Here is a 16,419-nt window from a genome sequence, read left to right on the forward strand (position 1 = left end):
TCTCCCGGACCCCGACATCCTGGGCCTTCAGCAGAGCGATCTCCTCACGCTCCTCGAAGGAGAGATATCTGTCCGAGACCGGGCCAAGCTGGATCGATGGCATTCCGCCACGTTCCCTGAACCAGCGTGAGCCGACCGGCCCCGACACGCCGCACGCGACCGCCGCGTCCTCGCTGGTCAGCCCTTCGGCGATCTTCTTCCAGAAAGCACGTTCCACATCCCTGCGGATTGGCGGTTTGCCCGGCGAGCGCATCGCCGGACGCCCCGTAACCGCCGTCGTCCACCCTGCCGGTCGTCCCATCGGACACCTCCATGATCAAGGTGTTGCGACGACTGGTTGAATCCGCCCCGGACGGCTACCGCGAGCGACATCTACCAGTGGGGGAAGGACTCCAGCTCCTTCCTGCACGCCGTCCATCTCGCGGCGCTCGGCTCGTCCATGCGGCCCAGCCATCAACTCCGATACCGCACGATCACAGAGTTCCCCGCCCGTCCCGCATCGGGCAGCAAGCTCACGGCGCGGCGGCTGAACAAAGTGCCCACCATGTTCTGGCCGGCCTGGACCCTCCACCTCACCCCTGCCTCCGGCGTCAGCCACACCGCACTACAGCCGACTCTGTCGAGTGCCCTCCTCATCATCGGCAGCAGATCAGAACGGGAGGATGCCGCCGGCCAACTCGGCTCGGCCACCGACAAGGTGACCATCTCCCGGATCCTGCAAGTCCTGCGGGACGATTACCGCTGGCCCGGCATCCACAGAACACTCGATCGCTTGGCGGACTATCTGGACCGACACGACACACCGATCGACTACGAGCGCCGTCGCAACCTCGACTACCGGCATCTCCTGCCACACGAGCAATGGCTCGACATCCGCCGACGGCTGAAGACCACCACAGGCGCTGAACGGCAATGGCGCATCGCGCGCTGCGTCCTCTTCCAGCGGATCAGCTGCCTGCCGATGGAAGCCGATGCTCCCATCGCCCCTGGGGACACCCACTTCCGCGTCGAGACGGGGAGATTCCCCATCCGCCAGACCCCCGAAGTCGCAGGCGAACTCAAGGACGTCGCTCGCCGGTTCCTTGCCGGACACGGCATTCATGACGAACCGATTTCATGGCAGCCGCCTCTCGAACTCCTCGAAGGGCTGGATCTTCCAGGACACGACCCTCAAGAAGTCGACGTCAGGCGCCTTCACCAGCTGGCCCGCTCCGGGACCACATCTCTCGAACGAGTGGCCATCACGCTCGGCAGCACCTACGACGTCGTCCGCTACGTGTTGGAAGAGAACCCCGCACCTGACACACGGATCGCGGACCCCTCCAAGCAGGCCGCCCGGCAAGCCTTGCCCGCAGACGAGTTCAGCCGCCTCTACCAGCAGGAACGACTTTCGCCTCAGAGGATCTCGGATCTGACGGGGTTCAGCCGGGGGACGCTCGCCGCTCTCGCGACGGAGTACGGCATCGCTCTGCGTTCTGCTGGAAGCCAACCGCGTCACGAGATAGTCGACCGCGACTGGCTGTTCGAGGAATACGTCGTTCAACGTCGGCCCTTGTCCGAACTCGCCCAGGAACGAGGCGTCAGCAAGGCCACCATGCGCACCTGGGCCCGTCTGCACCGCATCCCCATGCGCTCTCCCGGAGGGGCAAGCCACGGGGTCGCGCTTCGCACGGCCCGCCTCGCCGAAGCGGCCCCCGCTCTCCTCAGGCCCGCCATGACCAGCGCATACTCCTGCGAACGGCTTCTCCGTTTCGCTCAAGCAGCCGAACACCGGACTCTGCGCTTTGCCGCGAACCAGATCGGGTGCGGCGAGGACACGTTGTCCATTCAGATCCGTCGCCTGGAACATGACCTTGGAGGACCCCTACTGGACCCGTTCGACAACGGGCGCCCGCTGCAGCCTACTGACCTTGGGAAGCAGGTCTTGAAAGCCCTCGGACAACTCAGTGCCGAAGAACTCAACGACCTGGTGAAGCGCAGGCCAGGCGGAAGGCCGGAACAGAGCCCGGGACCGCCGACGGAGTGCTGCACATAAGGCCTCATCATGGACTCGTGACAACGTGGATGCGCTGCTACTGGGACGAGGAAGACGTCTGGTTCTACTTCGAGGTGAACGCCGAAGGCTGGGTGACCCGGCAGATCGAGCTCCAGGGCCCTGAACTGACGCCGATCGCAGCCGCCTCCCTCGACGAATGGCAGCAGGCTCACGACGCAGGCTGCCTTGACGAGTACGACAACAGGTTCGGGATCACTGCTGAACTACCCGTCTCAGAGTGGGAAGGGCATGATCCGAAGCAGCTGAGCTCCGAGGAGTTCGAGGAGCTCTGGGGAACTGCCCGCCAGCAGATCGAAGCCCGGCCCCGCTGACCTCTCGGCCCAGCGGGACCTTCTTGGCATCATCTCGACATGGCGGTCCATGAGGTCGCGTGCGCGGCGCAACCGAGCCAGCTCCTCCGGTGTCACCCGCGGAGCATATGGCCCGTGCCTCCCGGACGGGTGCTCAGCGCCTCGTCTCGTACCTGGTCAGGATCACGCCGCAGGGAAGCGTCCGCGTCTCCACCAGGTTCAGGTTCACCCAGCTGTCCAGCGCGGTGAAGAACGGCGTGCCGCCGCCCACCAGGACCGGCGCGGTGGCCAGCACGTACTCGTCAATCAGCCCGGCCCGCATGGCCGCCCCGGCCAGCGTCGCGCCGCCGATGTCCATCGGGCCGCCGTCCTCGGCCTTGAGCCGGGTGATCTCGGCGACCGCGTCGCCGGTGACCAGGCGGGTGTTCCAGTCGACCTTGTCGATCGTCGAGGAGAACACCACCTTCGACATGTCCCGCCAGCGGCGCGCGAACTCGATCTCCGCCGGGGTGGCGTTGGGCTGCTGGTCGCCGGTCGGCCAGTAGGAGCTCATCGTCTGCCACAGCTTGCGCCCGTACAGCGTCAGGTCGGTCGCCTGCAACTGGTCGGACCAGAACTGGAACAGCTCGTCGCTCGGCACGCTCCAGCCGATGTCGTCGCCGGGCGCGGCGATGTAGCCGTCCAGGCTCAGGTTCATGCCGTAGATCAATTTCCGCATGGCGCCAGCCTTCCGTGAGTCGGTCTCTCGCGTACAGACCGGCGCGGCGCGGGAAACTCATCGGTGCGCGATCTGAGCTCGCATGTAGTCCTCGTGCTCGGTGGCTCAGCCGCAGACTCATCGTTCCGCCGAGGAAATGGCATCGTTCTGAGACTGATCTTGGGTGACATCGCGGTGAGACAACAGAGAACCAGCAGGTCACAGAAGATCGACATGTCATCGGCGGCGAGACCCTACAGAGCCTGTAGGGTCTCAAATTCCGTGGCCGAATCTCACGAACGATGGCCAAGCGATGGCCGAGCGGCCACGAATCTGAGATCGCCTGGTCAGGGCTGTCCTGTCTCATCGAAGGTGGCACAGTCTCACTGAATCTGGCGAGATTCAACGACCGGATGCGACCCGGCCCAGCGCGCCACCAACTCATGTCACGCGAGACCTCGACCTGCGCGGCGATGACATCCGGGGTCTCGGTGAATAGCACGCGCCACTATGGTGGACCGATGGCATCGGTCAAGCAGTTCCAAGTCACCTTCGACTGCGCAGAACCCAAGCGCGTCGCTCGTTTCTGGTGCGAGGTGTTGGGGTACGTCGTACCGCCGCCACCGGAGGGGTTTGCTACTTGGGACGATTTCGATCGCTCGCTGCCGCCTGAGCATCAGGGTTCAGCGTTCGCCTGCGCTGATCCCTCAGGTGTGGGCCCGCGACTGTTCTTCCAGCGCGTTCCCGAAGGCAAGGCCGTCAAGAATCGGCTGCATCTTGACGTGCGGGTCGGCACCGGGCTCGTGGGTGAAGAGCGCCTCGCCACACTCGAGGCCGAGTGCGCACGACTGGTCGCGCTCGGCGCGGTACGCGTGCGACTATTGCCTGCCGATAGCGACAATGAGTCGTGCATCGTGATGCAGGACATCGAGGGCAACGAGTTCTGTCTCGACTGAGGTGCCGCGAACGTGTCCTCGTTCTGTTCCCATGGACCAGGACGCAGAACCGCCCCCGACCTGTCAGAGCGCTGTGGCGCAGATTGCCGGATCAGGCGCTCGGGACGGGCGAGCCGTCCGCCGGTTCGACAGGTTACGACAGTTCGATGAGACGGACCCGGTGGTCTGCGTCTCACTGAATCTGGCGCACCGCAGCCCAGCGGCGACGCCCTGCGCCAGGTCGGATGCGAGAGGACACCACGGACGTCACTGGTCGCGTGACGTGGACACGGTCCGACCTGACCATCACGCCACCCCCGACCGACGCGTTCGACCTGGTGTCCGCCCAGTACTTTCCGCTCCCACACCAGCCGGACCACACCGCACTGCGCGGCCTGCTGGACGCCGTCGCCCCCGGCGGCACCCTGCTCTTCGCCAGCCACGACCCCGCCGACCTGTGCCCACGCCCGGAGCGGGGTTTCGACCCCAGCGACTGCTACCAGCCCAACGACATCGCCAGGCTCCTCGACCACAACTGGACCGTCCTGATCAACGAAACCCGCCCACGAACAGCCCCCGCCCCCGTCGGCACACACCACATCCACGACACCGTCCTGCGAGCGCAACGCCTGCGGTAATCCGCCGCCCCACGACACACACCGCCGACACCCGCCCTCAACCCAAGGAATGTCACGTCCCTCTGACGCGCGGAGGGAGAAATGCACTCGACGCGCGGTAACGGGCCGGGTGGACTGGGCCCATGACAACACCTCAGGAAGAGCTGCTGCCCGCCACCCGTCGGGCCCTGCTGCATCGTATCGCCGTGGCGCAGGCCGAAGGGCGGGCGCCGTCGCTGGTCGCCGCGGTCGTGCGGGGCGGGGAGACGGTGTGGACCGGAGCGCGCACCTCGGTCGAGGGGCACGCGCCCGACGCGAACGTGCAGTACCGGATCGGCTCGATCACCAAGACCTTCACCGCCGTCCTGGTCATGCGGCTGCGCGACGAGGGCCTGCTGGACCTCGGCGACCCGCTGGAGAAGCACCTGCCGGGCACCGGCGCGGGGGAGGCCACCATCGCCGAACTGCTGTCACACACGGGCGGGTTGGCGGCGGAGTCGCCCGCGCCCTGGTGGGAGCGCACACCGGGATCGCTGCGCCCCGAACTCACCGACGTCCTGGGTGAACAGCCCCTCCTGCATCCCGTCGGCCGCCGCTTTCATTACTCCAACCCGGGCTACACGCTCATGGGAGCGCTCGTCGAGGAAATGAGGGGCGCCCCTTGGGAAGACATCCTGCGGCGCGAGGTGCTCGAACCGCTGGGCCTGCACCGTACGAGTGGACATCCGCAGGCACCGCACGCGGGCGGCTGGGCCGTGCACCCCTGGGCGGATGTGCTGCTGTCGGAGCCGACGGAGGACCTGGGGCGCATGGCACCGGCCGGGCAACTCTGGTCCACCGCAGCGGACTTGGCGCGCTTCGCCGCCTTCCTCGCCAAGGGGGACCACCGTGTGCTGAGCGCCGGGTCCGTCCTGGAGATGAGGACGCCCGCCGCGCCGGCCGAGACCGCGGAGGTGGCGGCCGGCGCGGCGTACGGACTCGGTATGCAGCTCCAGCAACGGGACGGTCGCTTCCTCGTGGGGCACGGTGGCTCTTTGCCGGGCTTCCTCGCGAGCCTCGTGATCAGCGTGGACGACGATGCGGCCGCCGTCGTGTTGGCCAACTGCACCTCCGGTCCACCGGTGTCGTCCGTCGCCGCGGATCTCGTACGGATCGTGGCGGAGGCCGAGCCCCGGATGCCCGAGCCGTGGCGGCCGCTGCCTGAAGTCGACCGCTCGGTGCTGGAGTTGACGGGACAGTGGTACTGGGGGACCAATGCCTTCGCACTGCGGCTCGTCGTCGACGGGGGCGTCTCCCTGGAGCCGCTGTCGGGCAATGGCCGCCGCTCGCGGTTCTGGGCGAACGGTGACGGCACCTGGACCGGGCTCGAGGGCTACTTCGCGGGAGAGCTATTGAAGGCCGTACGGCGGCCCGACGGTTCCGTGAGTCACCTCGACCTCGGGTCGTTCGTGTTCACGCGCCAGCCGTACGACGAGGCGGCTCCGGTGCCGGGCGGGGTGGACCCGGAAGGGTGGCGGGGAATCTCGTAGGAGCCGTTCTGGTGGAAGTCGGCCCTGATTCGCGTTGTTTCACGTGAAACAACGCGAATCAGGACCCCGCGACGCCTCCGAAGGCGCAAGTGGCCGATTCAGAGCGGCAGCTTGAAGCCCACGTGGGAGGCATCGAAGCCCAGCCGTTCATAGAACCGGTGAGCGTCAGTGCGGGTGGCGTCCGAGGTCAGCTGAACCAACTGGCAGTCCTGGCACCGTGATTCGTCGATCGCCCACTCGATGAGCCGGGTTCCGAGGCCGCTGCCCCGCTCGTCCGCGTGGATACGGACGCCTTCGATGATCGACCGGGTGGCACCGCGCCGGGAGAGACCAGGGATGATCGTCAGCTGGAGCGTCCCGACGACGCGGTCCTCGCGTACGGCAACCACCAGGTGCTGGTTCGGGTCGCCGTTGAGGCGCTCCAGCGCCGCCAGATACGGGGTCAGGTCGTCCGGTGACTCACGCTGGGCGCCCAGTGGGTCGTCGGCGAGCATCGCGACGATCTCGGGGACGTCGTCCCGGGTCGCGGGGCGTATCTCAAGATCTCCCATGGCCGCACCCTATGCGCCGCACGGCGTCCTCCGGGTGGGCAGGGCTCACGCAGGCGCGCTCACCGACTCCACGACGCGGACCAACGGAGCCAGCTCAGGGTTCTCGGCGGCCTTGTCGAGCGCCTCACGCAGAGCGGCGTCGTTCGTGGGCCGGGCTTCTGCGAGGAGCTTGAGACCGGACTCGGTGACGTTCGTGTAGATACCCCGGCGGTCGGTGGGGCACAGGTAGCGCTCAAGCAGGCCACGGTTCTCAAGGCGAGTGACAAGCCTGGTCGTGGCGCTCTGGCTGAGGACGACCGCGTCGGCGGCCTGCTTCATCTGCAGATGCCCCCCCGTCGCCGTCGTGCTGTCTGCTGAGCACGTCGAGCAGGGAGTACTCGCGCACGCTCAGCCCGTGCTTGGCCTGCAGTGCGCGCTCGATATGGGCCTCGATCCTCCCGTGCAGCAGGGAGAGGGCGCACCAGCCCTGCGAGAGGGCGGTGAGCGCGGGGTCCGCCGCGGTCATGGCGTTCTCCTCGGTCCCGGAGCAGCTCAGACCAGGATAGGACACCATCGCAATAGCCAGCGCTTGCAGTTATAGGGCGTCTGCAATAATTGTGAGCGCTCTAAAAGTGCCTGTGCAATCTTCTGGGGAGGCGTCGCCGCATGCCTCTCGCGCTTCTGGCCCTCGCGATCGGGGCCTTCGGAATCGGGACGACCGAATTCGTGATCACGGGCTTGCTGCCCGAGGTCGCGGGAGACTTCGGGGTCTCCATCCCCACCGCCGGCTGGCTGGTGACCGGCTACGCGCTGGGCGTCAATGCTCGGTGCCCCGGTCATGACCGTCCTGGGCACCAAGATCTCCCGCAAGCGGATGCTGATGCTGCTGATGGGGCTGTTCATCGCCGGCAACATGCTCTCCGCGGTCGCCCCCGTCTTCGCGGTCATGCTGATGGGGCGGCTCGTCGCCTCGCTCGCCCACGGCGCCTTCTTCGGTATCGGCTCGGTCGTCGCGGCCGATCTGGTCGCCCCGGACAAGAAGGCCGGCGCCATCGCGATGATGTTCACCGGACGCCAACGTGGTCGGTGTACCGCTGGGCACCCTCCTCGGGCAGACCGCCGGCTGGCGCGTCACCTTTGCCGGCGTGGCCGCCCTGGGCGTCTTCGGCCTGGCGGGCATCGTGAAACTCGTACCCGACATGTCCGGGCCGGAGGGAGTTCGCCTGCGCTACGAGGTGGCCGCGTTCAAGAACGTCCAGGTCCTGCTGGCCATGGGGATGACCGTGCTGGGCTTCGGTGGTGTCTTCGTGGCCATCACCTACATCGCACCGATGATGACGCACGTCGCAGGCTTCGCCGACTCCTCCGTCACCTGGCTCCTCGTCCTCTTCGGCCTGGGCATGGTCGGCGGCAACCTGGTGGGCGGCAGGTTCGCCGACCGCGCGCTGATGCCCATGCTGTACGCCTCTCTGGGAGCCCTCGCAGTCGTCCTCGCGCTCTTCACGTTCACCGCGCACCATAAGATCGCGGCGGCGGTCACCATCGCGCTGATCGGTGCCCTGGGCTTCGCAACCGTGCCCCCGTTGCAGAAGCGCGTTCTCGACCAAGCGCGCGGCGCCCCCACGCTGGCCTCGACCGTGAACATCGGCGCCTTCAACCTCGGCAACGCTCTCTCCGCCTGGCTCGGCGGCCTCGTCATTGCCGCGGGCCTCGGTTACACGGCGCCCAACTGGGTCGGCGCACTTCTGGCTGCGGGCGCACTCGTCCTGGCCGTCCTCTCGGCGGCCTTGGAGCGCCGAGAGAGCCCCTCCGGCACCATCGTGGCGGGAGGGGCCCCGACCGAGCGGCAGACAGCCGCCCACCGCTGATCACCGGCTGCCGTAGCCGGCGTGCGGGGCCAGGGCCGCCCCGTGCGCCGTCTTCCGCGTGTGGTCCCCTCAGCTCGCCGCCACCGTCAGCGGAGCGAACCGCCGGGTCCAGTCGCCCGGCAGCTCAGGGATCCCGTACGTCATCACCGAGTTGAAGGCGACGGACACGAGACCGTGCGACTTTACCCAGGTCAGCAGCTCTTCGTGGCGTACGTCGATGTCGGTGCGCAGCGGCCGGTCGGTGCGGGCGGCCAGCGAGGCGATGAGCGCTTTCGCGGTCTCCGTGTCGCGGGCGATCAACGGGCCCACGACATGGGTGTCCATGTTGGGCCAGGCAGCCGCGTACCCGGTGATCCGGCCGTTCTCCTCGGCGACCCGCAGCTGGTCGGCGAAGGCAGGAAGGCGGGTGATCAGATGGGTGCGATCGGCGCCGAAGACCTTCTCGTCGAGCCGGAGGATGGTCGCGATGTCCTCGGCGGTGGCAGACCGGGTGACGACTGTGGAATCCGGATCACCGGGCGTGAAGTGCCCATGGACCATCTCGACCCGGCCGGTGACCTTGAAACCCATCTCCTCGTAGAGCGGGCGGCCGTACGGCGTCGCGTGCAGGGTGAGCGGGGTCGTGCCCAGCTCGGTGACAACGTGGCGCATCAGGCGGCGGCCGATGCCCTGGCGGGCGTGCCGCTCGGCGACCAGCACCATGCCGATCGCGCCCAGGTCCGGGCGGTCCCTCGGTCCGTACTCGGTCACGACACAGGCGGTGACGAGTCCGCCGTCGGGGTCATCGATGCCGTACCCCTTCCCCGCCGTGAGGAGCAGCCCCCACTTGTGTTCCTCGCGGGGCCAGCCCCGGTCCTCGGACAGGTCGGCACAGGCGGTGAGATCGCGAGGCGTCAGGCGGCGGATGGGCAGAGCGGCGGCGGAAGGTGTCGACACGCAGGTCAGGCTGTATGACCCGCACCCCTGGCGTCCACCGGTTTGCGGGCAGACGTACGCACTTTTGGCCATGCCATGCCCAAGTCCACAAGATGTGGACAGATGTTTCACGTGAAACACCGCGCCCCGGTCCGCCGCGGGTGCGGTTCGGGGCGGTGCCGGTCTCCGCTGTGGTCAATGCGGATCAGCATCTGGAGGGGCTGGCCACCCACTCCTCTGCGGGGCGGGATCTGTGGGATGCCTATGAATTGGTGCCTGGCGCCCGGTAATTGAAGGAATTGATAGTTCGCCCCGGTGAATTCCCGGTGCAGTTCCTGGCGAAGGATGGGGGGACTTGTGCATCGGACACCTGCCGGTATGGTCGAGTCCGGTTCGTGTCCGGGGCGGTGTACGCAGGGCCGCGTGGCACGAACGCAGGCCAAAGCAGCCTAACGGGACGGAGAGATCGAAGACCTGCCTTCTCCGTTACGCGGCCGGGGTGTTGGCGCGCGGTGGGACGCTGCGGCGTGAGTGCTGCGGCTCACGTCACACTCTCGCCTACTTGTCCGTACGGAGCGGGAATCCGGGTTGAATGTGGCCGCATTGGCCGACGGGGACCGAACGGGGAATAGCAAGGCCGTCTGCGGGGGAAAGCAGGCAACTTCCGACCGGGTATCGCCTGGGGAAGTACGCAGACCGACCGAAAGATGTTCGAGGCGAGGCACACCATGGACGCTCCGACCACCACGTCGGCCGACAACGGCACGTCCGGCGGGGGCGGCTGGTTCAACCCGCGCAAGCAGCCGGCGACCCCCGGCACGGACCAGGAGACCGAGGGCAACCGCTTGGCCGCGATGCGGCCTGTGGGCCGCCCCGTCGAGGGTGAGCCCGCGCAGCGTGGCCCTGAAGCGGACCGGAGCGGGGAGCACCGGGAGCGAATACCGAGCGCGGACGTGCCGGCGGCTGCCGAAACCGGCGATCCGGCGCCTCGGGCGGCCCTGGCCCGCGCCGAGCGCCCACGGCCGGGACCCAGCTCCGAGCCCCGGCCCGAGCCCGCGTCCGCACTGGAGCCCGCCCGCGCCCTTGACCACCCGCACCCCGCCCCCGAGGACCGCGTCCCCGCCCAGCGGCCTGCCCCCGACCCGAAGGCCTCCCCGGACGCCGTACTCATCCGGCGGACCATGGCCGAGGTGGGACCCGTGGCAGACAAGGTCACCTCGTACTTCTACGCCCTGCTCTTCGTCCGCCACCCCGAACTGCGCCCCCTGTTTCCCGCGGCCATGGACGCCCAGCGGGACCGCCTGCTCAAGGCGCTGCTCACCGCGGCCGAGCACATCGACAACACTCCGGTCCTCGTCGACTACTTGCAGGGCCTCGGCCGGGGCCACCGCAAGTACGGCACCCGGCCCGAGCACTACCCGGCCGTCGGCGAGTGCCTGATCGGCTCGCTGAGCCGGTTCGCCGAGGCGGTCTGGGACGACGCCACGGAAGCGGCCTGGGTCCGGGCGTACACGACGATCTCCCAGGTGATGATCGACGCGGCGGCCGCGGACGAACTGCGCTCCCCGCCCTGGTGGATGGCAGAGGTCGTCTCCCACGATCTCCGGACTCCGGACATCGCTGTCATCACGGTCCGTCCCGACCAGCCGTACCCGTTCCTCGCCGGCCAGTACGCGAGCCTGGAGACGCCGTGGTGGCCGCGGATCTGGCGGCACTACTCGTTCGCCTCGGCGCCCCGCTCCGACGGGCTGCTGTCGTTCCATGTGAAGGCGGTCCCGGCCGGCTGGGTCTCCAGCGCGCTCGTGCACCGCGCCCGCCCCGGCGACGTCATACGGCTCGGCCCGCCGGCCGGCTCCATGACCGTCGACCACACCACCAACAGCGGCCTGCTCTGCCTGGGCGGCGGCACCGGCATAGCGCCCATCAAGGCCATGGTCGAGGACGTCGCGGAACACGGCGAGCGCCGCCCGGTCGAGATCTTCTACGGCGCCCGCGCCGACCATGACCTCTACGACATCGACACGCTGCTGCGGATGCAGCAGAGAAACCCGTGGCTGGAGGTCCGACCGGTGGTCGACCGGCATGGGCTCCTTCAGCTCCCCGACGCCATACGCGCGTACGGGCCGTGGGACGAGTACGACGCGTACCTCTCCGGCCCGCCCGGCATGATCCGCAGCGGTGTGGACGCCCTGAAAGGCGTCGGTATCCCCTCGGAGCGCATACGGCACGACTCCGTGGAGGAACTCGTGGCCGCCGGAGACTGACCCACGGTCTCCGCGAGCAGAGCGTCAGCCCAGGTCCGGCGCGTGCATCGCCCGTACGCCCTCGATGTTGCCGTCGAGGTAGTGCCGCAGCGACAGCGGCACGAGGTGGACGGAGGCGATGCCGACCCGGGTGAACGGCACGCGCACGATCTCGTACTCGCCGGTCGGTTCGTCCACCTCGGGGCCGTGCCGCAGTGAGGTGTCCATGGACTCCAGGCGGCAGACGAAGAAGTGCTGGACCTTCACGCCGGTCGCGCCGCCGTCCGCGCCGATGTGCTCGACGGTGTCCACGAAACAGGGCACCACATCGGTGATCTTGGCGCCGAGTTCCTCGTGCACCTCGCGATGAAGTGCGTCGACGACGGTCGTGTCGTCCGGTTCGACCCCGCCTCCCGGAGTGAGCCAGTACGGATCGACGCCGGGCTTGGTCCGCTTGATCAGGATCAGGTCGTCGCCATCGAGCAGGATGGCGCGGGCGGTGCGCTTGACCACGGGTCGGACGGTCATGGGAGAAATGTGGCCCGGCTGGTTCCACGTGAAACATCGCCGAACCTCGAATGTAGGGGCGCTCAGGACCAGCCCGCCGCCGTGCGCAGCAGCCACTCGTGCGCCCGGGCGATGTGCGGCATGGCCAGTGTGCCGGTGCGGACCACCAGGAAGTACGTCCGCAGCGGAGGCACCGCCGGTTCGAGGAGTGCCTGGACGTCACCGCGTTCCAGCGCGGTCGCGCACAGGTAGCGCGGCAGTACGGCGATGCCGGCGCCCGCGATCGCGCAGGCGAGGACGGCGCGCAGGTCGGGGACGACGACCGTGCCGGAGGAGGCCGGCCGGGAGTCGAAGACGGCAGCCCAGTAGCGGGCGACGAACGGCAGTGACTCGTGCACCTCGACCATGGGGAAGTCCTCGAGTGCGTGCGCCCCCTTGCGGCGCAGCCTGCCCGCGCCGACCTGGTCGGCCCAGCGCGGTGCGGCGACCAGGACATGCTCCTCGTCGCAGAGCGGAGTCGCCGTGAGCAGGCCGCCGCGTGGCTGGGCCGTGGTGATGGCCAGATCATGGTGCCCGGCGGCCAGTCCCTCCAGCGTCTCGTCGGAGTTCCCGAAGGAGGCCCGCAGCGCGAAGCCCTGGCCATCGTCGCCGGTGAGTTCCGTGAGGGCGGGCACGGCCCGTTCGGCGGTGAACTCCGGTGGCCCGGCGAGGTGCAGGGTGCGCAAGGAGGAGTCCTCGTCGAGCCTGGTCTCGGCGATCTCCACTAGGGCGTCGAGATGGGGAGCCGCCTTGTGGGCGAGCTCGTCGCCGATCGTCGTGGGGGTCACTCCGCGGGCCTGGCGCAGGAACAAGGGCCGGCCCAGCTGCCGCTCCAGGGTGCGGATCTGGGAGGTGACGGCCGGCTGGGACAGGCCGAGCAGCGCGGCGGCGCGGGTGAAGGAGCCGGCCCGGTGCACGGTCACGAAGGTGCGCAGCAGGGCCAAGTCCATGGTGCTCCCTCCCCTCCCCGGCACCCTTGAGCGCACAACTATAAATAAGTCGATAGGTCTCTGTCGCTACTGTGATTGGACACTGACACAGAGTCAACTAGCCTTGGTCGCGCGGTTCTTCGCGCGCAGAACCGGGACGGTCCGAGCCACGAGGGGGGAGGTTCGGACCGTCCGCTGTACGTAGCCGGAGTACCAACCGGTAGCTCGGGGAGAGCTCAGTCCGCCGACTCGTCGAGCGCGCGCAGCACATCCGCCACCAGGTCCTCGGTGTCCTCGGCGCCGGCCGAGAAGCGGATGAAGCCCTCGGGAACGGCGTCTCCGCCCCACCGTCCGCGTCGCTCGGCGGTGGACCGTACCCCGCCGAAGCTCGTCGCGTCGTCCACGAGGCGCAGTGCGCCGAGAAAACGATCGGCACGCGCACGCGTGGGCAACGAAAACGACACCACGCACCCGTAGCGCCGCATCTGCTGCGAGGCGATCTTGTGCGCGGGATCGTCGGGCAGCCCTGGGTAGCGCAGCCCGGTCACCTCGGGCCGCTCCCGCAACGCCTCGGCGAGGGCCAGCGCGTTGGCGTTCTGCCGGTCGGCGCGCAGCTGGAGCGTGGCGAGCGAGCGGTGCGCGAGCCAGGCCTCCATGGGCCCCGGAATCGCCCCGACGATCTTGCGCCAGCGTCGTACGGCGGCCATCAGCCCGGCGTCCCGCCCGACGACGTACCCGAGCAGGACGTCCCCGTGCCCGGTGAGCTGCTTGGTGCCGCTGGCCACGGCGAAGTCGGCGCCCAGCTCCAGCGGCCGCTGCCCGAGCGGGGTCGCCAGGGTGTTGTCGACGGCGACGAGGCACCCACGCGCGCGTGCAGCCTCACTGAGCCGTCGTACGTCGCACACGTCGAGCCCCGGGTTCGACGGGGTCTCGATCCACAGCAGCTTGGCGCCGTCCAGGACGTCGAGCTGGGCGTCGCCGGCCGTGGGCGCGGTGCGCACTTCGACGCCGTACGCCTCCAACTGCTCGCGGACGAGCGGCAGCGCCTGGTAGCCGTCGTTCGGCAGGACGGCGATGTCGCCGGTGCGCAGCTGGGAGAAGAGAACGGCCGACGTGGCGGCCATCCCGGACGGGAAGGCGAGCGTCTCGGCGTCGTCCCGCCCGGGTGCCTCCAGCTCGCCGATGGCGCGCTCCAGGAGGCTCCAGGTGGGGTTCTCGTCGCGGCCGTAGGTGTACGGCCCCGTGGGGTCGCCCGGGAGGTGGTAGTGGGCGGCGAAGGCCGGACCCGGGAGCGGCGGCTCGTGCTTGACGGGCGCGGGCAGCCCGGCCCGTACCGCGCGTGTGCCGTCACCGGTTCCCGTGGCGTCCCGTGAGGTCATGCCGCCCTCCCTTCCACGTGCTCGCGTATCGCGGCGAGCAGACCGGTGCTCGCCGCCTCCACCATCTCAAGGCACTCCTCGAAGCCGTCCATGCCCCCGTAGTACGGGTCCGGAACGTCGAGGTCGTCGCCCGCGGCGGGGTCGTGGGAGCGCAGCAGCCGGACCTTCTCCACGTCCCGCGCAGTGGGCGCGAGGCGGCGCAGGGCCTTCAGATGGCCGGAGTCGAGGGCGACCACGAGGTCGAGGCGGGAGAACCACGAGGCCTGGAACTGGCGGGCCGTGTGGCCGCCGTCGTAGCCGCCCGCCTCCAGGACGGAGACGGCGCGCGGATCGGCGCCGTCCCCCTCGTGCCAGCCGCCGGTGCCCGCGCTCTCGACCTCGACCAGGCCGCCGAGCCCGGCCTCCTCCACACGGGCACGGAAGACGGACTCGGCCATCGGCGAGCGGCAGATGTTGCCGGTGCAGACGAAACACACGCGGTAGGCCATCCCGGACACTCAGTCCCTGTCCGGCAGGACGACGTTGAGCGCCCACGAGACGATCGAGATGATCAGGCCGCCCAGGACGGCGGTCCAGAAGCCCTCCACGTGGAAGCCGAGGTCGACCTTGTCGGCCAGCCACGAGGTGAGCAGCAGCATCAGGGCGTTGACCACCAGGGTGATCAGGCCGAGCGTCAGAATGAACAGCGGAAAGGTGAGCACCTTCACGATCGGCTTGACCAGGAAGTTCACCAGGCCGAAGATCAGTGCGACCAACAGCAGTGTGCCGATCTTCTTGCCCGTGCTGTCACCGGTCAGAGTGATCTTGTCGAGCAGCCAGACGGCGACCGCCAGGGCGCCCGCGTTGGCGATCGTCTTGACTACGAAATTCATCATGTGTCTGATCGTGGCAGACGAGATCGGATACGAGCACTGGGGCGAGGGCGAACTAGCGAGATGAAGGCTTTCCGGCTGGACGAACTGGAGGCGGAGCGCGCCGCCCATGACGGCGCCTACCTGCAGTTTCTGCGTGAGCGCAATATGTCGGTCGGCCTCTACGCGCTCAACGCGGGCGACCACGATCCACAGAATCCGCACAACCAGGACGAGGTCTACTTCGTGGTCAGCGGCCGAGCCTCGATCACGGTCGGTATGGAGACCACCCAGGTCGCCCGCGGCAGCGTTGTGTACGTGCCCGCCGGGGTCACCCACAAGTTCCACCACATCACCGAGGATCTGCGGGTCCTCGTGGTCTTCTCTCCGCCCGAGAGCTGACGACCGCCTCGGGGTTCCCTAGGGGATCGATCAGGGACGGACAAGGGGTGCGAAGGCCCCGAACGCCCCCTGTGCCGCCCTAACATCGAAGACAGGACATCGAAGGACCCGGACAGCACAGCCCCGGAAGCGGGGCGCCGGGCGCAGCAGCAAGGAGCTAGGGCGATGCGGGAGATCTTCACGGGGCTGCCGTGGTGGGTGAAGTGGATTGCGGTGCCGGTCATCGCCCTGGTCGTGTTCGGCGGCCTGATAGCCACCGTGGTCGGCGTACTGATCCACCTTCTCTTCAAGGTGCTGCTCTTCGTCGCGCTGGTCGGGGGACTGATCTACGTCGTACGGAAGTTCATGGCGGGGTCGTCGTCGCGTGGTGACTGGTGAGCGACCTGAGCGACCGGCTGCGACGGTGAGGCCGACGAGCGGCCGAGGCGTCGGCATACGGTCGTGCGGGGACCGGCGAGCCGTCAGCCCCGCGACAAGGAGATGCGTAACCGGGTGAGCGCCCGGTAACGGGTGGGGCGGAAACAGGAACACCAGGTTCCCTCGGCCGAGGGAAGTTTTCCGGCAGGGCCGTCGGCGTGCGGTGGCAGGCGGTTAAAGTCCGGAGCCCGACGCGGGGCCGACCCCGCGGGCGG

The 16,419-nt window shown here is 68.6% G+C and carries 17 protein-coding genes and 3 pseudogenes; 10 read left to right on the top strand and 10 right to left on the bottom strand.

Annotated elements, in window-relative coordinates:
* Window positions 1-301 (bottom strand): helix-turn-helix domain-containing protein (locus tag ACWD3C_RS34625; protein ID WP_451150187.1); only part of this gene is annotated, 301 nt, incomplete at its 3' end.
* Window positions 302-544: 243 nt separating this feature from the next.
* Here ACWD3C_RS34625 and ACWD3C_RS34630 point away from each other — a divergent pair.
* Together ACWD3C_RS34630 and ACWD3C_RS34635 are read left to right on the top strand one after the other, a co-directional pair.
* Window positions 545-2,035 carry a LysR family transcriptional regulator gene (locus ACWD3C_RS34630; protein WP_451150189.1) on the top strand — a complete coding sequence of 497 codons (1,491 nt, stop codon included), beginning with the start codon at window positions 545-547 and terminating at the stop codon, window positions 2,033-2,035.
* Window positions 2,036-2,064: 29 nt separating this feature from the next.
* On the top strand, window positions 2,065-2,367 hold the full coding sequence (locus ACWD3C_RS34635; RefSeq protein WP_451150269.1) for a hypothetical protein: 303 nt from the start codon (window positions 2,065-2,067) through the stop codon (window positions 2,365-2,367).
* A gap of 133 nt (window positions 2,368-2,500) precedes the next feature.
* On the opposite strand, the gene ACWD3C_RS34640 is transcribed toward ACWD3C_RS34635, so the two are convergent.
* The gene (locus ACWD3C_RS34640) at window positions 2,501-3,064 is read right to left on the bottom strand and encodes a dihydrofolate reductase family protein (protein ID WP_451150191.1); all 564 of its coding nucleotides are present in this window, start codon (window positions 3,062-3,064) and stop codon (window positions 2,501-2,503) included.
* A gap of 500 nt (window positions 3,065-3,564) precedes the next feature.
* Between ACWD3C_RS34640 and ACWD3C_RS34645 the strand changes: the two genes are divergently transcribed.
* From ACWD3C_RS34645 to ACWD3C_RS34655, 3 genes are all read left to right on the top strand, one after another.
* On the top strand, window positions 3,565-3,999 hold the full coding sequence (locus ACWD3C_RS34645) for a VOC family protein (RefSeq protein WP_451150193.1): 435 nt from the start codon (window positions 3,565-3,567) through the stop codon (window positions 3,997-3,999).
* A gap of 257 nt (window positions 4,000-4,256) precedes the next feature.
* Window positions 4,257-4,616, top strand: coding sequence for a hypothetical protein (locus ACWD3C_RS34650; protein ID WP_451150195.1), 360 nt, complete (start codon window positions 4,257-4,259; stop codon window positions 4,614-4,616).
* A gap of 122 nt (window positions 4,617-4,738) precedes the next feature.
* A complete protein-coding gene (locus ACWD3C_RS34655) occupies window positions 4,739-6,124 on the top strand; it encodes a serine hydrolase domain-containing protein (RefSeq protein ID WP_451150197.1) in 1,386 nt (461 codons plus the stop codon).
* Between the two features lie 98 nt (window positions 6,125-6,222).
* Here the strand turns inward: ACWD3C_RS34655 and ACWD3C_RS34660 are convergent, their stop codons facing one another.
* Entirely contained in the window at window positions 6,223-6,675 is a 453-nt protein-coding gene (locus ACWD3C_RS34660; RefSeq protein WP_451150198.1) for an N-acetyltransferase family protein, read from the bottom strand.
* Window positions 6,676-6,720: 45 nt separating this feature from the next.
* A pseudogene (locus ACWD3C_RS34665) lies at window positions 6,721-7,180 on the bottom strand (MarR family winged helix-turn-helix transcriptional regulator).
* 140 nt (window positions 7,181-7,320) lie between these two features.
* Between ACWD3C_RS34665 and ACWD3C_RS34670 the strand changes: the two are divergent.
* Window positions 7,321-8,522: pseudogene (locus ACWD3C_RS34670) on the top strand (MFS transporter).
* Window positions 8,523-8,591: 69 nt separating this feature from the next.
* Here the strand turns inward: ACWD3C_RS34670 and ACWD3C_RS34675 are convergent.
* On the bottom strand, window positions 8,592-9,458 hold the full coding sequence (locus ACWD3C_RS34675) for a GNAT family N-acetyltransferase (protein ID WP_451150199.1): 867 nt from the start codon (window positions 9,456-9,458) through the stop codon (window positions 8,592-8,594).
* A gap of 146 nt (window positions 9,459-9,604) precedes the next feature.
* On the opposite strand from ACWD3C_RS34675, the pseudogene ACWD3C_RS34680 reads away from it, so the two are divergent.
* Window positions 9,605-9,727: pseudogene (locus tag ACWD3C_RS34680) on the top strand (hydrolase); the annotation flags it as partial.
* Window positions 9,728-10,165: 438 nt separating this feature from the next.
* On the top strand, window positions 10,166-11,701 hold the full coding sequence (locus ACWD3C_RS34685) for a globin domain-containing protein (protein ID WP_451150200.1): 1,536 nt from the start codon (window positions 10,166-10,168) through the stop codon (window positions 11,699-11,701).
* A gap of 24 nt (window positions 11,702-11,725) precedes the next feature.
* Here ACWD3C_RS34685 and ACWD3C_RS34690 read toward each other — a convergent pair whose 3' ends face one another.
* From ACWD3C_RS34690 to ACWD3C_RS34710, 5 genes are all read right to left on the bottom strand, one after another.
* The gene (locus ACWD3C_RS34690) at window positions 11,726-12,208 is read right to left on the bottom strand and encodes an NUDIX domain-containing protein (protein WP_451150201.1); all 483 of its coding nucleotides are present in this window, start codon (window positions 12,206-12,208) and stop codon (window positions 11,726-11,728) included.
* A gap of 62 nt (window positions 12,209-12,270) precedes the next feature.
* Window positions 12,271-13,176 carry a LysR family transcriptional regulator gene (locus tag ACWD3C_RS34695; RefSeq protein ID WP_451150203.1) on the bottom strand — a complete coding sequence of 302 codons (906 nt, stop codon included), beginning with the start codon at window positions 13,174-13,176 and terminating at the stop codon, window positions 12,271-12,273.
* A gap of 215 nt (window positions 13,177-13,391) precedes the next feature.
* Window positions 13,392-14,534 carry a cystathionine gamma-lyase gene (locus ACWD3C_RS34700; RefSeq protein WP_451150205.1) on the bottom strand — a complete coding sequence of 381 codons (1,143 nt, stop codon included), beginning with the start codon at window positions 14,532-14,534 and terminating at the stop codon, window positions 13,392-13,394.
* The gene (locus ACWD3C_RS34705; RefSeq protein ID WP_451150207.1) at window positions 14,531-15,022 is read right to left on the bottom strand and encodes a low molecular weight protein-tyrosine-phosphatase; all 492 of its coding nucleotides are present in this window, start codon (window positions 15,020-15,022) and stop codon (window positions 14,531-14,533) included. The genes ACWD3C_RS34700 and ACWD3C_RS34705 overlap by 4 nt, the downstream gene beginning before the upstream one ends.
* A gap of 9 nt (window positions 15,023-15,031) precedes the next feature.
* Window positions 15,032-15,409 carry a phage holin family protein gene (locus ACWD3C_RS34710; protein ID WP_451150209.1) on the bottom strand — a complete coding sequence of 126 codons (378 nt, stop codon included), beginning with the start codon at window positions 15,407-15,409 and terminating at the stop codon, window positions 15,032-15,034.
* A gap of 60 nt (window positions 15,410-15,469) precedes the next feature.
* Here ACWD3C_RS34710 and ACWD3C_RS34715 point away from each other — a divergent pair, with 60 nt between their 5' ends.
* Window positions 15,470-15,787 carry a cupin domain-containing protein gene (locus ACWD3C_RS34715; protein WP_451150211.1) on the top strand — a complete coding sequence of 106 codons (318 nt, stop codon included), beginning with the start codon at window positions 15,470-15,472 and terminating at the stop codon, window positions 15,785-15,787.
* A gap of 165 nt (window positions 15,788-15,952) precedes the next feature.
* The gene (locus ACWD3C_RS34720; protein WP_451150213.1) at window positions 15,953-16,165 is read left to right on the top strand and encodes a DUF5326 family protein; all 213 of its coding nucleotides are present in this window, start codon (window positions 15,953-15,955) and stop codon (window positions 16,163-16,165) included.
* Window positions 16,166-16,419 lie beyond the last annotated feature (254 nt).

This window comes from Streptomyces sp. NPDC002845 (genome assembly GCF_053591955.1).

Bases quoted from the DNA above. Each gene is read 5' to 3' on its own strand.
- ACWD3C_RS34690 (WP_451150201.1), bottom strand. From the start codon at position 12,208: ATGACCGTCCGACCCGTGGTCAAGCGCACCGCCCGCGCCATCCTGCTC.
- ACWD3C_RS34710 (WP_451150209.1), bottom strand. From the start codon at position 15,409: ATGATGAATTTCGTAGTCAAGACGATCGCCAACGCGGGCGCCCTGGCG.
- ACWD3C_RS34640 (WP_451150191.1), bottom strand. From the start codon at position 3,064: ATGCGGAAATTGATCTACGGCATGAACCTGAGCCTGGACGGCTACATC.
- ACWD3C_RS34700 (WP_451150205.1), bottom strand. From the start codon at position 14,534: ATGACCTCACGGGACGCCACGGGAACCGGTGACGGCACACGCGCGGTA.
- ACWD3C_RS34715 (WP_451150211.1), top strand. From the start codon at position 15,470: ATGAAGGCTTTCCGGCTGGACGAACTGGAGGCGGAGCGCGCCGCCCAT.
- ACWD3C_RS34635 (WP_451150269.1), top strand. From the start codon at position 2,065: ATGCGCTGCTACTGGGACGAGGAAGACGTCTGGTTCTACTTCGAGGTG.
- ACWD3C_RS34720 (WP_451150213.1), top strand. From the start codon at position 15,953: ATGCGGGAGATCTTCACGGGGCTGCCGTGGTGGGTGAAGTGGATTGCG.
- ACWD3C_RS34685 (WP_451150200.1), top strand. From the start codon at position 10,166: ATGGACGCTCCGACCACCACGTCGGCCGACAACGGCACGTCCGGCGGG.
- ACWD3C_RS34645 (WP_451150193.1), top strand. From the start codon at position 3,565: ATGGCATCGGTCAAGCAGTTCCAAGTCACCTTCGACTGCGCAGAACCC.
- ACWD3C_RS34705 (WP_451150207.1), bottom strand. From the start codon at position 15,022: ATGGCCTACCGCGTGTGTTTCGTCTGCACCGGCAACATCTGCCGCTCG.
- ACWD3C_RS34660 (WP_451150198.1), bottom strand. From the start codon at position 6,675: ATGGGAGATCTTGAGATACGCCCCGCGACCCGGGACGACGTCCCCGAG.
- ACWD3C_RS34655 (WP_451150197.1), top strand. From the start codon at position 4,739: ATGACAACACCTCAGGAAGAGCTGCTGCCCGCCACCCGTCGGGCCCTG.
- ACWD3C_RS34695 (WP_451150203.1), bottom strand. From the start codon at position 13,176: ATGGACTTGGCCCTGCTGCGCACCTTCGTGACCGTGCACCGGGCCGGC.
- ACWD3C_RS34630 (WP_451150189.1), top strand. From the start codon at position 545: ATGTTCTGGCCGGCCTGGACCCTCCACCTCACCCCTGCCTCCGGCGTC.